14 protein-coding genes are annotated in these 13,276 nt (G+C 66.1%); 9 read left to right on the plus strand and 5 right to left on the minus strand.

The window, feature by feature from the left end; translation table 11 throughout:
- Window positions 1-69: 69 nt before the first annotated feature.
- Both D2V04_RS12820 and D2V04_RS12825 read left to right on the plus strand, forming a co-directional pair.
- Window positions 70-1,578: a UxaA family hydrolase gene (locus D2V04_RS12820; RefSeq protein ID WP_119514052.1), complete on the plus strand. Its 1,509-nt coding sequence runs from the start codon at window positions 70-72 to the stop codon at window positions 1,576-1,578.
- Between the two features lie 89 nt (window positions 1,579-1,667).
- Complete coding sequence (locus tag D2V04_RS12825) at window positions 1,668-2,480, plus strand: 2-keto-4-pentenoate hydratase (RefSeq protein WP_228766424.1); 813 nt, start codon at window positions 1,668-1,670, stop codon at window positions 2,478-2,480.
- Between the two features lie 39 nt (window positions 2,481-2,519).
- Here the strand turns inward: D2V04_RS12825 and D2V04_RS12830 are convergent, their stop codons facing one another.
- From D2V04_RS12830 to D2V04_RS12850, 5 genes are all read right to left on the minus strand, one after another.
- The gene (locus D2V04_RS12830; RefSeq protein WP_119514053.1) at window positions 2,520-3,047 is read right to left on the minus strand and encodes a PepSY domain-containing protein; all 528 of its coding nucleotides are present in this window, start codon (window positions 3,045-3,047) and stop codon (window positions 2,520-2,522) included.
- A gap of 10 nt (window positions 3,048-3,057) precedes the next feature.
- A complete protein-coding gene (locus D2V04_RS12835; protein WP_119514054.1) occupies window positions 3,058-4,338 on the minus strand; it encodes a TRAP transporter large permease in 1,281 nt (426 codons plus the stop codon).
- Window positions 4,329-4,817, minus strand: a complete 489-nt coding sequence (locus tag D2V04_RS12840) for a TRAP transporter small permease (RefSeq protein WP_228766425.1) — start codon at window positions 4,815-4,817, stop codon at window positions 4,329-4,331. The genes D2V04_RS12835 and D2V04_RS12840 overlap by 10 nt, the downstream gene beginning before the upstream one ends.
- A gap of 13 nt (window positions 4,818-4,830) precedes the next feature.
- Window positions 4,831-5,823, minus strand: a complete 993-nt coding sequence (locus tag D2V04_RS12845) for a TRAP transporter substrate-binding protein (RefSeq protein ID WP_119514056.1) — start codon at window positions 5,821-5,823, stop codon at window positions 4,831-4,833.
- Window positions 5,824-6,027: 204 nt separating this feature from the next.
- Window positions 6,028-7,209 carry a Gfo/Idh/MocA family protein gene (locus D2V04_RS12850; RefSeq protein ID WP_119514057.1) on the minus strand — a complete coding sequence of 394 codons (1,182 nt, stop codon included), beginning with the start codon at window positions 7,207-7,209 and terminating at the stop codon, window positions 6,028-6,030.
- Window positions 7,210-7,307: 98 nt separating this feature from the next.
- On the opposite strand from D2V04_RS12850, the gene D2V04_RS12855 reads away from it, so the two are divergent.
- Genes D2V04_RS12855 through D2V04_RS12885 form a run of 7 tightly spaced genes read left to right on the plus strand, consistent with a single transcriptional unit; the run spans window position 7,308 to window position 13,251 of the window.
- The gene (locus D2V04_RS12855) at window positions 7,308-7,700 is read left to right on the plus strand and encodes a c-type cytochrome (RefSeq protein WP_119514058.1); all 393 of its coding nucleotides are present in this window, start codon (window positions 7,308-7,310) and stop codon (window positions 7,698-7,700) included.
- 20 nt (window positions 7,701-7,720) lie between these two features.
- A complete protein-coding gene (locus D2V04_RS12860) occupies window positions 7,721-8,764 on the plus strand; it encodes a sugar phosphate isomerase/epimerase family protein (RefSeq protein ID WP_119514059.1) in 1,044 nt (347 codons plus the stop codon).
- 48 nt (window positions 8,765-8,812) lie between these two features.
- Window positions 8,813-10,114, plus strand: a complete 1,302-nt coding sequence (locus D2V04_RS12865) for an MFS transporter (RefSeq protein WP_119514060.1) — start codon at window positions 8,813-8,815, stop codon at window positions 10,112-10,114.
- Window positions 10,111-11,022, plus strand: a complete 912-nt coding sequence (locus D2V04_RS12870) for a hydroxypyruvate isomerase family protein (protein WP_119514061.1) — start codon at window positions 10,111-10,113, stop codon at window positions 11,020-11,022. The genes D2V04_RS12865 and D2V04_RS12870 overlap by 4 nt, the downstream gene beginning before the upstream one ends.
- Before the next feature lie 11 nt (window positions 11,023-11,033).
- Window positions 11,034-11,861 (plus strand): 3-keto-disaccharide hydrolase, encoded by an 828-nt coding sequence (locus D2V04_RS12875; protein WP_228766426.1) that lies wholly within the window; start codon window positions 11,034-11,036, stop codon window positions 11,859-11,861.
- The gene (locus D2V04_RS12880; protein WP_119514063.1) at window positions 11,858-12,415 is read left to right on the plus strand and encodes a gluconate 2-dehydrogenase subunit 3 family protein; all 558 of its coding nucleotides are present in this window, start codon (window positions 11,858-11,860) and stop codon (window positions 12,413-12,415) included. The genes D2V04_RS12875 and D2V04_RS12880 overlap by 4 nt, the downstream gene beginning before the upstream one ends.
- The gene (locus D2V04_RS12885) at window positions 12,412-13,251 is read left to right on the plus strand and encodes a sugar phosphate isomerase/epimerase family protein (protein ID WP_119514064.1); all 840 of its coding nucleotides are present in this window, start codon (window positions 12,412-12,414) and stop codon (window positions 13,249-13,251) included. Before D2V04_RS12880 ends, D2V04_RS12885 begins: the two co-directional genes overlap by 4 nt.
- The last annotated feature ends 25 nt before the right edge of the window (window positions 13,252-13,276 follow it).

Consider the following 13,276-nt stretch of genomic DNA (forward strand, 5'->3'; position numbering starts at 1 on the left):
TCCCCCTCGCCAAGGCATGGCTCTTGCGAGGGATCGAGGGTGAGCATACACTGACACCGGTTTCCAAGTATGCAAGCTCCATTCGTCCCTTCCGCAGACGTGCTCTCGCTGCTGCACCTCCATCCCCGCGACGACGTCGCAGTGGCTCTGCGGCCGATCGCGGCCGGAGAGGCGCTATCGGCGGGCGGGCGAAGCGTCGTCGCGGCGGAGCCGGTGCCTCATGGACACAAGATTGCGCTGACCAGCATCGCGGCGGGGACGGACGTGTACAAGTTCGGCTGGCCGATCGGGCGCACCACGATGGATATCGCGCCCGGCGCGCACGTCCATACCCATAATGTCGAAACCCGGCTCAAGGGCGTGCAAGGCTACGCATACGATCCGGCGGAGCACCAGCCGCTGCCGTCCGCCGACGCCGAGTTCCTCGGGTATCGCCGGGCCGACGGCCGCGTGGGCACGCGCAACGAAATCTGGATCCTGCCCACGGTCGGCTGCGTCGGCCGTACGGCGGAACGGATCGCCGGCATCGCCGCGGCGCGCCACGGGGGGGCAGTCGACGGCATCCACGCCTTCCCGCATCCGCACGGCTGCTCGCAGCTCGGCAGCGACCTCGAAAGCACCCGTGCCGTTCTTGCCGCGCTCGCCTGCCACCCCAACGCCGGCGGGGTGCTGCTGGTCGGGCTCGGGTGCGAATCGAATCAGCTGGACGATCTCGTTGCCGCCATACCGGAGGCATTGCGGAGCCGCGTTCGAACACTCCGGGCACAAGGCGTGGAGGACGAGGTCGAGCATGGTCTGGCGTTGATCGACGAACTCGTCAGCCAGGCTTCGTGCGCAGAGCGGCACCCGGCGCCTCTCGGCGAGCTCGTCCTCGGCCTCAAATGTGGGGGATCGGACGGGTTCAGCGGTCTCACAGCCAATCCGCTCGTCGGCCGCATGGCCGACTTGGTCGTCGGATCGGGCGGATCGGCAATCCTGACCGAAATCCCCGAAATCTTCGGGGCAGAGCACCTCTTGATGGCCCGGGCGCGCGGTACAGACGTGTTCGATCGCGTCGTAGCGCTCGTGAACGATTTCAAGTGCTACTTCCTCGAAAGCGGCCAACCAGTTTCCGAAAACCCCTCCCCCGGCAACCTCGCCGGCGGGATCACGACGCTGGAGGAGAAATCGCTCGGTGCGGTGCAGAAAGCCGGGCAGTCGCCGGTCGGCGACGTGCTCCGCTATGGCGAACGAGTGCGCCTGCGGGGGCTGACCCTGTTGGAAGCGCCGGGCAACGACGCGGTTTCTTCCACCGCGCTTGCGGCCGCGGGTGCGACCCTGATCCTGTTCACCACCGGCCGCGGCACGCCGCTGGGCTTTCCGGCGCCGACGGTGAAGATCGCGTCGAACTCCGAGCTGGCGACGCGCAAGCCGCGATGGATCGACTTCGACGCCGGAGAGGTGCTGACAAGCGGCCCCGATACGGCTGCCGCGGCGCTGTTGAGCCGCATTCTCGCGCTCGCATCCGGCGAGCCGACTGCGTCCGAACGGAACGACGAACGCGAAATCGCGATCTGGAAACGCGGCGTGACCCTCTGAGCCTCGGCTCTCGCGCGGTCCATACAACACCGACGGTGGTCCGAGATGGAAAAACCACTGTTGCTTATGACACCGGTTTCCAATATCAAATGGACGAAGTTCTTCAGGGGTTTGACGTGACGGTGAATGAAGATGCCGCGGCCATCGCCAGCCGCTTTCTCGCGGCGCGGCGGACAGCGAACGGGCTGAGCGATTATCCCGGCACGCTTCCCGATACTCTGGCCGCCGCCTACGCGGTTCAGGACCGCGCCATCGACGAGTGGCCGCACCCCATCATCGGCTGGAAAGTCGGGCGGATCATGCCGCCGCAGAGCGACCGCTTTCAGGCGGATCGCCTGGCCGGCCCAATCTTCCTCAGCCGGAACGATGGCGACGACATGCCGATCTTCGCGAAGGGATTCGCAGCAGGCGAGGCCGAGTTCCTGTTGCGGATCGGCGCCGCGCCTGCGGCAGGGAAGAAGACGTTCACGCTGGAGGAAGCGGCGGATCTCATCGATGCGGTCCATGTCGGCCTCGAGATCGCAAGCTCACCTCTCGGCGCGATCAACGCCATCGGGCCGATGGCGGTCATATCCGATTTCGGCAACAACAACGGCCTGGTGATCGGGTCGGCCATTCCGAACTGGCGCGATAGCGGGTTCGAGGAATGGGAGGTCCGGACTCTCATCGACGGCGAGGAAGTCGGAACCGGGAAAGCCGCCGCGTTCCCCGACGGGGCGATCGGCTCCGCGCGTTTCCTGTTCGAACTGATGGCGGAACGCGGCATAGCCCTCACCCCCGGCCAGTGGATCTCAAGCGGCGCCGTGACGGGCGTTCACGACGCCCGGCCCGATCAGACGGTCGAGGGGCGGTTCAACGGCTACTCGGTCGAATGCCGACTGGTCGAGGCGCGGCCGGAATAACGTCCCGTCGGCGAGCGGTCCTCCGCTCGTCTGTAGGCCCTAGTGCTTCCATTCCTGCGTCAGCAGTTCGGCGCTCTCGCCGTCCCATTTCACTTCGACCTTGCGGCCTTGCGGATCATCGCCATCCGGCCCGTAGAGCTCGTAGATGACGATGCCGTCCGCCTGCACGCTCTCGATGATCCGGGCAGGTGTAAAAGCGGCATCATGATCGGCCAACGCATCGCGGACCGGCACCGGCGTCTCCGCAAGGATGATGTCGCGCTGGATTTCGACGACGCGCCATTCGCCGTCATCCTGCATAATATCGAACTCGATCTCGGTTCCATCGGCCAGCGTTCCGCCGATATCGTAGTACGATCGCCCATCCCGCGTTTCCGCCTCGGCCTCGCGGATAGTGAACCCATCCCGTTCGGCTTTGGCGGCAGCGAGAACCTCGGCAGGGACGTCCTCCACGGGCACGTCGCGCTTGCCGGACGTTGCCACCGTCGCCGGGTCGGATGGCGCTTCCGACGGACCCGAGCACGCGGCGACGGCGGACAGCAGCAGGATTGGGTAAGCGCGAGACATCGCCTTCTCCTCAGTTGAAATAGTTCGGCAGCGCCATCGAGAGCTCGGGAATATATGTGATCAGCAGCAATGCGAGGACGAGCGCACCATAGAAAGGCCAGATCGTCTTCACAGTCCGTTCGACCGGAATCTTGCCGATCGCGGAGCTCACGAACAGGACCGAGCCCACGGGCGGAGTGACCAGCCCGATGCCGAGGTTGAGCATCAGGATGATTCCGAAATGCACCGGATCGATGCCCAGCGGCATCAGGATCGGCAGGAAGATGGGCGTCGTGATCACGATCAGCGGCGCCATGTCCATGAACGTGCCGAGCAGGAGCAGTATGACGTTGATGAGGAGGAGAATCAGGATCGGATTGTCGGTGATGATACCGATCAGGTTCGCCAGCTCCGCAGGTACCTCGAGGATCGCCAGCGCGAACCCGAAGCCCGTGGCCGAAGCGATGATGAGAAGCACCATAGCGGTGGTCTTCACCGACTGGATGGCGGCCGCCATGAACTCCGCCAGTCCGAGCGTCCGATAGACCAGCGCGCCGACCAGAATGGTATAGATGACCGCGATCGCGGAGCTTTCCGTCGCGGTGAAGATGCCGCTCAGGATGCCGCCCATGATGATAATCGCCGTCAGCAAGCCCGGTAGCGCGTAAACCGCCGCGCGAAGGAAGGGGCGCCAGCCGGGAAAGATGCCGCGGGGATAGCCCCTCCGGCGCGCCACCACGTAAGTGGCGATCATCAGCAGAAGCCCGGTTAGAATGCCGGGAAAGACCCCCGCGAGGAACAGATCGCCGATGGAAACCCCGGTGCCCGACGCCGCCGCGTAGATGATCATGTTGTGCGAAGGCGGAATCAGCAGCCCGACGATCGCGCCGGTCGCGGTTACGTTCACCGCATAGTCGGCGTCGTACCCCTTCTCCTTCATCAGCGGGACGAGCGTGGAGCCCATGGCAGAGGCACAGGCGATGGCGGAGCCCGATACCGCACCGAACAGCATCGATGCACCGACATTCACCTGCCCCAACCCGCCGCGCGTGCGGCCGAACGTCGCTTCGGCCACCTGGACCAGCCGGGTCGCTATCCCGGCGCGGTACATGAGGTCGCCGGCGAAGATGAAGAACGGAATGGCCATCAGGCTGAACACGCTGATCCCCGCCGCCATTCGCTGGAACACGACGACCAGGGGAAGGTCGATGGCAAGGAATGCCGCGATCGTTGCGCCGAGAAGAGCGAAGGCGACCGGCACGCCGATCAGCAGCAACACCACCAGCGTGAGGAAGAGGACTGCTAGCTCCACTGGCCGTCCTCCACATCCGCGCTGTCTTCGCCCATGCCGTCCTCGAGGATCAGCTCCACCGCGAAGAAAGCCATCAAGGCACCCGACAACGGCAGCGGCAGGTAAGCGACCCCGCGTGGCAGGCCCAGCGTGGGGATCACGTGGCTCCAGGTCCGCGCCACCAGCTCACCGCCCCAGACGAGAAGAGCGATCCCGCTCAGTCCCACAATCACATGCGCGGCCAGGCGCAACAGACGGCGCCCCGCTGAGGGGAGTGCCGTCTGAACGGCTACGATGCGGATATGGAAGCCCTCGCGAACGCCGGCGGCCGCGGCGAAGAACACGTACCAGATCATGAGGATCAGCGCCAACTGCTCCGCCCATGAGGGGCTGTCGTTCAGCACGAAACGTCCGAACACCTGCCAGCCGATGACCGCCGTCATCACGATCAGCCCCGCCGCGCCGGCATGAAGCAGGGCGGCGCTGGCCGCTCGGTTCACCCGTTTCAATCCATCAAGCATTGCCATCCCCCATCGCCAGCGCCGCGCGCATGATTTCCTTCTGCGCGTCGCTCGTGACGAAACTCTCCCACACCGGGTGCATTCTGCGGCGGAAGGGCTCGGAATCGACTTCGTTCACCCGGACGCCGTCCGCGACCAGCGCTTCCTGCGCCGCCGCCACGCGCGCATCCCACAATCCGCGCATGTACGGCACCGACTCGCGCGCGCTCTCCATCACGATCTCGCGGTCCGCGGCGCTGAGGTTGTCCCAGCTCACCTTGGACATCAGCAGCACTTCGGGCGCCATGACGTGGCGCGTGAGACTGTAGTAAGGCGCGACTTCGTAGTGCCGCCCGCTCTCGTAGGAAGGCCAGTTGTTCTCCGCCCCGTCGATCACCCCTTGAACCAGGCCCTGATAGACTTCGCCGAGATCCATCGGTGTCGCGTCGGCACCAAGGCCGCGGATCATCGCCACATAGAGGTCGGAATTCTGGACCCTGATCTTCATCCCGCGCATGTCGCTCGGGCGTTCGATCGGCCCCCTTGTGTTGTAGAAGGACCGCGCACCGGAATCGTAGAAGCAGAGGCCGATCATGTCGTGCGGCGCGAGCGAGGCGAGCACACGCTCGCCCGGCTTTCCGTCCAGTACCCGCCGCAAATGCGCTTCGCTGTCGAACAGGAAGGGCAGCGAGAAGATCGTGGTGAGAGGCTCGATCGAATTGAGCGGCGCGAGATTGACCCGGTTGAAATCGAGCCCGCCGAAGCTCGTTATCTCCAGCGTATCGCGCTCCGCGCCGAGCTGGCCGCCGGGGAAGATCTTTACCCGCAGCCTGCCGCCGCTGCGCTGCTCCACCAGATCGCCGAAGTATCGAAAGGCCCGAACTGTGGGATACTCGGCAGGATGGGTATCGGTGCCGAACAGCGTCGACCGGCCGCCCCGACCGCACCCGGCCAGGCCCATCGCGAGCGCCCCGCCGACGAAGATGCGCCGGCTGACTCTCAACATTGCGTTTCGCGGCTGGAAACCTTGCACGCGCCTGCGCCCACGACCTCACCTCTCCCAACTTTGCCGCATCTCGTGGCGACCAATTGGGTCAGGTTTTGCATATTATGACACCGGTTACCAGTGGGAATTTACGCGTGCCCGGAGCGGAGCTGAAGGAATGGCAACCCGGCTTACCGCGCCAGCCGCAGTAATTCGGGGCCGGGCCTACCCGCCGCGGCCGGGACTTTCCGCGAGCGAAGTCCACTTGGCCTCTCCGGCGCTGTTCTCGATCATGGCCTCGACGAACGCCATTGTCCGCAAGCCGTCATGAACACCGGGAAACCAGTCGGCTGCGCCGGGGGGCGGGGAACTCGCGGCGTCGGCGTGCAGGGCTCGGCCGAAGCTGCGGTACAGATTGGCAAAGGCTTCGATATAGCCCTCGGGATGGCCCGCGGGAACGCGCAGACGTCCCATCGTCGACGCATCGAGGCCCGGGCCGCCCGCACGGACGATCTCTGCCGGCCGATCGAGCCAGCGCAGCGTCAGCGTGTTCGGCTCCATCTGCGACCAGTCGAGGCCGCCTTTTTCGCCGTGGATACGCAGGCGGAGCCCGTTCTCATCACCCGCCGCAACCTGGCTCGCCTTGAGCACCCCGCGCGCACCGCCTTCGAAGCGCAGGAGCGCAGCCACGTCGTCGTCGAGACGGCGACCCGGCACATGGGCAGTCAGGTCCGCGCTCAGTTGCTCGACCTTCAGGCCGGAAACATGTTCGGCAAGCTGAAAGGCGTGCGTGCCGATGTCGCCGAGGCAGCCGCCCAGGCCAGCTCGCGCGGGATCGGTGCGCCACTCGGCCTGCTTGTTGCCTTCACGGTCGATCGGCTCGCTCAGCCAGCCTTGCGAGTATTCGACCTGCACCAGCCTGATCGCGCCGAAATCGCCCCGCGCCACGCGCACGCGCGCCTCCTCGATCAGCGGATAGCCGCTATAGGTGAAGGCCAGACCGTAGAGCTTGCCGCTGCGAGCAACCGCCTCCGCGATCGCCCGCGCTTCGGCGAGGTTCAGCGCCATCGGCTTTTCGGACATGACGTGAAAACCGGCGTCGAGCGCCGCGATCGCCATGGGGGCGTGCAGGTGATTCGGCGTTACGATCGCCAGCGCTTCCATCCGCTGATCCTCCGGCACCGCCCCCTCGGCCGCAAGCAACGCATCGAGCGTGGCGTAGGCGCGCGCGGGGTCGAGCCCGAGCGCCTCGGCGCTCCGCCGGTTGCGTTCCGCGTCGCTACTGAATGCGCCGCAGACCAAGGCAAACTCGCCGTCGAGCGCCGCCGCCATCCGGTGCACCGCACCGATAAAGGCACCCTCACCACCGCCGGCCATGCCGTAACGAATTTTTGGCTGACCACTCATCCCATTCCCCACTTTCTTAATTCCGAAAAATGATTGCATAATTCGATTGTGAACGGTTACATGTCTGGACCGGCTGTTTCCAGACGGGGAGAGGATAAATGAAGTTTCTTGTCGGGCTACCTCCGGTGGCCGCGATACTGGCCGCTTTGGCGCTGGCGCCATCGTCTCAGGTGCGCGCGGATCCAGCGCCCAATGCCGGTGCTCAGGCATTCGCCGCCTGCCGCGCCTGCCACACGCTGAATGCCGGCGGCAAAAGCGGCGTGGGCCCCAACCTTCATGGTCTGTTCGGCCGCCAGGCGGGCTCCGCCCCCGGATTCAACTATAGCCCTGCGCTCAAGGCCTCGAAAATCCGCTGGGATGAAAAGACGCTCAACGAGTATCTGGCCGCGCCGACCAAGAAGGTTCCGGGCACGCGGATGTTCGTCAAGGTTGCCGATCCCGCTCGCCGTGCTGCACTGATCGATTATCTCAAGACCGAAACGTCCAAGTGATTCGGAAAGGGGGCGGCGGCATGAAGGGCCCGGCAGTTTTCCTCGCGCAGTTCATGAGCGACTCCGCGCCGTTCGACACGCTGCCCTCCGCCGCCCGGTGGATGGCCGAGGCCGGCTATATAGGAATTCAGGTTCCCACCACGGACAGCCGCTGCATGGATCTGCGCCTGGCGGCCGAGAGCCAGGACTACTGCGACGAACTCGCCGGCACCTGCCGCGAGGCAGGAGTCGAGATCACCGAACTTTCGACCCACCTGCAAGGCCAGCTGGTCGCGGTTCACCCGGCCTACGATGTGGCATTCGACGGCTTTGCGCCCGAGGCGGTGCGAGGGAAGCCGGCGGAACGGCAAGCATGGGCGGTCGAACAGCTCCATCTCGCGGCCAAGGCGAGCCGGCGGCTGGGCCTCAAGGCGCATGCGACGTTCTCGGGCGCGCTGGCTTGGCCCTATCTCTATCCTTGGCCGCAACGCCCCGCCGGACTGGTCGAGGAGGCGTTCGCCGAGCTCGCTAAGCGCTGGCGTCCGATCCTCGATGCGTTCGAGGAACAGGGGGTCGACCTCGCCTACGAGATTCATCCCGGCGAGGATCTGCACGACGGGGTGACGTTCGAGCGTTTCCTGGCGGCGGTGGACAACCACCCGCGCGCCAACATTCTCTACGATCCCAGCCACTACGTGCTGCAGGCGCTCGACTATCTCGAGTTCATCGACATTTATCACGAACGTATCCGGATGTTCCACGTCAAGGACGCGGAGTTCAATCCGAACGGACGCTCGGGCGCCTACGGCGGCTACCAGGACTGGGTGAACCGGCCGGGCCGTTTCCGCTCGCTGGGCGACGGACAGGTGGATTTCTCGGGCATTTTTTCGAAGCTGACTCAGTACGGCTATGACGGTTGGGCGGTGCTGGAGTGGGAGTGCTGCCTGAAGCACCCTGAGGACGGCGCCCGCGAAGGTGCGCCGTTCATCGCCGCGCACATGATCCGCCAGCCCGAACGCGCGTTCGACGATTTCGCGGCGGGCAGCGATCCCGCGCTCAATCGCGCACTGCTGGGACTGGATTGACGACCCGCAAGAGCGGGCAAGAACGAGACGATTGGGAGGGAGTGCCGGATGGCCGCGACATTGAATAAGGGAAGGCTGTTCTGGCTGGGCGTCCTCGCCCTGTTCACGGCCGCATCGAGCCTCGCGATCCGCGGTGCGATCGCCAGCGGGCTCAAGGCCGAGTGGATCGATCCGATCGCACCACTGCAGGCGGGCGAACTGCTTGCCGCCGCGCTGGGCGCGGCGTTCCTCAGCTTTGCGATCACCCTGTTCGTCGCCAGCGCCTTCCTCGATCAGATCGGCATGAAGGGGTGTCTGCTGGGTGCCGGCTTGTGCTTCCTCGTCGGCCCGCTGCTAATCATCACTGCGGGGGACGTTGCGACCGGCATGACGGTCTATACCCTCGTCTGGCTCGGCATGCTCCTCAGCGGCATCGGCTGGGGGCTGACAGAGGCGGCGATCAACCCGCTGACGGCGCAGCTCTATCCTGAAGACACGACCCACCGGCTCAACGTGCTGCACGCCTGGTTTCCCGGCGGCATCATCGTCGGCGGGCTGGCCGGCTTCTTCCTCTCCGCGACCTTGCCGTGGCAGGGCATCATGGCGCTGGTGATGATCCCCGCGGCAGCAACGGTCGTGATCGCCGCGACCACGACCTTCCCGCCTCCGCTGCGCAGCGAAAGCGGCGTCACGTTCGGCGAGATGGTGAGCGAGGTGTTCCGCCGCCCCAGCTTCTTCATCTGGTTCGGGGCGATGTTCCTGACCGCCGCGTCGGAGCTGGCCCCCGGTCAATGGATCGACGTCGCCCTGTCGAACCGTGTCGGCATGCGCGGCATTCTGCTGCTGGTCTACGTCAACGCGCTGATGTTCGTGTTCCGCCATTTCGCTGGCCGGCTGGCCAACAAGATCTCCAATCCGGGGCTCCTGTGGGTGTCCAGCCTGCTCGCCGCGATCGGGCTGTTCATGCTGAGCCAGGCGCAGTCGCCGGCCGCCGCGATCCTTGCCTCGACCGTCTGGGGGCTCGGCGTGTGCGTAATGTGGCCGACGATGCTCGCTTCAGTCGCCGAACGCTATCCGCGCGGCGGCTCGTGGGCTCTCGGGCTGGTCGGCTCCGCCGGCGCTCTAGCCAGCTTCTTCGTCCTGCCCCGGCTGGGCGCCATGTTCGACGAGGCCAAGATCGAATTCGCCGGCGGCCCCGAAGCGTTCGCCCGGCTGACCGGCGCGGCGAAACTGGCGGTCGAGGACGCCGCGGCATCGGTCTCGTTCCAGCGACTGGCGATCCTGCCGGTGATCCTCCTGGCGGTGTTCGGCTTCATTTGGCTGCGCGAACGCGGCAAGTCGCGCGCCGTGCTCGCGGGCGAGGCAGCATGAGCCTGTCGCGCCGCACGGTGCTGGTCGGTAGTGCAGCCACGGCCGCAGCCGCGGCAACGATGGGCAGTGGCGCCTCGGCGCAGAATGCCGCCCGGTTCTCGCTCGGCTACGCGCCGCACGAAGGGAGCTTCAAGAGCCGCGGCAACCGGCTCGAGCAGATCGCCTATGCCGCCGACATGGGCTTCACCGCCTGGGAGGATAACGAGGCCGCCGGCCGCTCGGTCGCCGAGCAAACCGCCATGGCGCGCGCGCTGCAGCAGCGCGGCATGACCATGGGCGTGTTCGTCGCGAGCATGCCGCGATGGAGCGATTTCCGGCCGATGCTCGGCGCAGACGACGATTCCGACCGGCAGGCCTTCCTCGCCGACATCCGCGCTTCGATCGACGTCGCCAAGCGCCTCAATGCCAAGTGGATGACGGTCGTCCCCGGCTTCCTCGATCGCAAGCTGCCGGTCGAGATCCAGACCGGCCGGATCGTCGACACCATGCGCCGCGCGGCCGAGATCGTCGAGCCGCACGGCCTCGTCATGGTGATGGAGCCGCTCAACACGCTGGTGAACCACCCGGGGGTGTTCCTGCGGACTATTCCGCAGGGCTTCGCGGTCGCCAGGGGTGTGAACAGCCCGGCGGTGAAAGTCCTTGCCGATCTCTACCACGAGCAGATCCAGGCCGGGAACCTGATCAACACGATGGCGGCCTGCTGGGACGAGATCGGCTATATCCAGTTCGGCGACAATCCCGGGCGCGACGAGCCCGGCACCGGCGAGATCAACTACCGCAACGTCGTCCGCTGGCTGCGCGCCAAGAAGTTCACCGGCGTGATCGGCATGGAACACGGCAATTCGATCGAAGGCCGCGCGGGCGAGGAGCGGCTGGTCGCCGCCTATCGCGCGATCGACGCGGCATGAGGAGGAAACGAGTGAGGCATTTCAATCTGGCGACCGCGATTGCAGTCGCGGCATTGGCAGGAGGCGCTGCCATGGCGCAGGACAAACCAGGTTTCCGCGATACGCCGACGCTGCCCGACGGCAAGTGGAAGGTCCACGACGCCGACCGGCCCCATCCCGAGGTCGTGACGCCCGGTGCCACCCCCGGCGCGGCGCCGTCCGACGCAGTGGTGCTGTTCGACGGCACCTCGCTCGACGCGTGGGAGCCGACGGGCCAGCCCTGGCACCTCGAAAACGGCGTAGTGACTGTTCCCGCGCGCGAAGAGGGCGAAGAGGCGAGCACGCTCGTCAGCAAGCAGAGCTTCGGCGACGTGCAGCTCCACCTCGAGTTCCGCTCCCCCAATCCGCCCGAGAAGAGCTCGCAGGACCGGGGCAACAGCGGCGTGTGGTTCATGGAACGCTACGAGGTCCAGATCCTCGACGGCTACGACAACCCGACCTACGCCGACGGCACAGTGGGCGCGATCTACGGATGGAAGCCGCCGCTGGTGAACGCCTCGCGCAAGCCGGGCGAATGGCAGAGCTACGACATCGTCTTCGAACGGCCACGCTTCGCCGCCGACGGTTCGGTCGAGCGGCCCGCCTACGTCACCGTGTTCCTGAACGGCGTGCTGGTGCAGAACCGCCAGCCGTTCCTCGGCTCGACCATTTGGCGCGACGTCGGGAAGTACGAAGCGCACGCCGATGCCGCGCCGATCCAGCTTCAGGATCACGATTCGCCGGTATCGTTCCGCAATATCTGGGTCCGGCCGCTGTCCGAAGCGGCGCTGAGCCATGACGCGATGGGAGACCACCAGTGATCGATCGCAGAGACGCCCTCGCGGGCATCGTCGCCATGTTCGGAGCCACGCTGTTCGCGCCGATCGCGCGCGCGGCCTCGGTCCAGGTCGCAGTGATCGATACCGGCCCGCCGAGCAGCGCGGTCTTCACCGCGGGACAGCGCGCGCTGGTGAGTGCGCTGAGCGAGCGGGTGATCCCCACCACCGATACGCCCGGCGCGATTGCGGCGGAAGTACCGCAGTTCATCGAGAAGCTGCTCGCCGACTGGGCCCGGCCCGAGGACAAGCAGCCGATCCTCGCCGGGCTCGAGGCGATCGAGGCGCGCAGCCTGCGCGACTACAAGATCGCTGCCGCCGAGGCGACGCCCGAGCAGCAGGACGCCCTGCTGACGCTGGCGATGAACGATCAGCTACCCGGCGGCGCGGACTTCTTCGACAAGTTCCGCCAGCTCGTCATCACCGGCTACTACACCTCCGAAATCGGCATCACGCAGGAACGCGAGTACCTCCCGGTTCCGGGCAAGTACGACGGCGCCTACCCTTATGCCAACGTCACCAAGGTCTTTTCGTCATGAGGGCGAGCAGACGTCAGATGCTCGCTGGCGGCGCAGCGCTCGCAGCCGCCTTCGCGGCCGGCCCGCTCGCCGCCCGGGGCGGCCCGGTGGGACGGATCGGCCTCCAGCTCTACACCGTGCGCGAGCTGTTCGCGCCCGATCCGATCGGCACGCTCGAGAAGGTCGCGGCGATCGGCTACCGCGAAGTCGAATACGGCGGCGGCGGGTACGAGGCGATGGATCATGCCGCGCTGCGCAAGGCGATGGACCGGCTCGGTCTCACCGCCCCGTCGATCCACGTCGGCTACGATGCGCTCGCCGGCAGATTCGACGAGACGGTGGCCATGGCCCGGACGCTCGGCGCCGATACGATCGTCGTCCCGTGGATGGAGGAGAAGTTCCGCGCAGCTGCCGCCTGGCGCGGCGCGGTGGCCGACTTCAACCGCTTCGCCGAACGGCTCAAGGCGGTGAACCTCGGCTTCGCCTATCACAACCACGACTTCGAGTTCACGCACAGGGACGGCGACCGGACACTGTTCGACGTCCTGATCGCCGAGGGCGATCCCGAACTCCTCGGCATCGAGCTCGACCTATTCTGGGCAGTCAAGGCCGGACAGGACCCCAAGGCGCTGATCGACCGCCTCCCGGGCCGGATCTACGCCTATCACGTGAAGGACATGACCGCCGAGGGTGCCATGACCAGCGTCGGCAAGGGCGTGATCGATTTCGCCGACGTCTTCACGCTGAACGAGCGGGCCGGGGTCAAGCATCTCTACGTCGAGAACGACCAGTCGCCGGCGCCCTATCTGCCCGACATCACCACCAGTTTCACCACGCTGAGCCGCCTCGGCGCCTGAACGGATTACGCAAGGAACATTTCTC

It is taken from the genome of Pelagerythrobacter aerophilus (assembly GCF_003581645.1).
Taxonomy (GTDB): domain Bacteria; phylum Pseudomonadota; class Alphaproteobacteria; order Sphingomonadales; family Sphingomonadaceae; genus Pelagerythrobacter; species Pelagerythrobacter aerophilus.

What these genes read in the sequence shown, in the direction of transcription:
- D2V04_RS12820 (WP_119514052.1), top strand. Translation starts at nt 70, where the DNA reads ATGCAAGCTCCATTCGTCCCTTCCGCAGACGTGCTCTCGCTGCTGCAC.
- D2V04_RS12825 (WP_228766424.1), top strand. Translation starts at nt 1,668, where the DNA reads ATGGACGAAGTTCTTCAGGGGTTTGACGTGACGGTGAATGAAGATGCC.
- D2V04_RS12830 (WP_119514053.1), bottom strand. Translation starts at nt 3,047, where the DNA reads ATGTCTCGCGCTTACCCAATCCTGCTGCTGTCCGCCGTCGCCGCGTGC.
- D2V04_RS12845 (WP_119514056.1), bottom strand. Translation starts at nt 5,823, where the DNA reads ATGTTGAGAGTCAGCCGGCGCATCTTCGTCGGCGGGGCGCTCGCGATG.
- D2V04_RS12850 (WP_119514057.1), bottom strand. Translation starts at nt 7,209, where the DNA reads ATGAGTGGTCAGCCAAAAATTCGTTACGGCATGGCCGGCGGTGGTGAG.
- D2V04_RS12855 (WP_119514058.1), top strand. Translation starts at nt 7,308, where the DNA reads ATGAAGTTTCTTGTCGGGCTACCTCCGGTGGCCGCGATACTGGCCGCT.
- D2V04_RS12860 (WP_119514059.1), top strand. Translation starts at nt 7,721, where the DNA reads ATGAAGGGCCCGGCAGTTTTCCTCGCGCAGTTCATGAGCGACTCCGCG.
- D2V04_RS12865 (WP_119514060.1), top strand. Translation starts at nt 8,813, where the DNA reads ATGGCCGCGACATTGAATAAGGGAAGGCTGTTCTGGCTGGGCGTCCTC.
- D2V04_RS12870 (WP_119514061.1), top strand. Translation starts at nt 10,111, where the DNA reads ATGAGCCTGTCGCGCCGCACGGTGCTGGTCGGTAGTGCAGCCACGGCC.
- D2V04_RS12885 (WP_119514064.1), top strand. Translation starts at nt 12,412, where the DNA reads ATGAGGGCGAGCAGACGTCAGATGCTCGCTGGCGGCGCAGCGCTCGCA.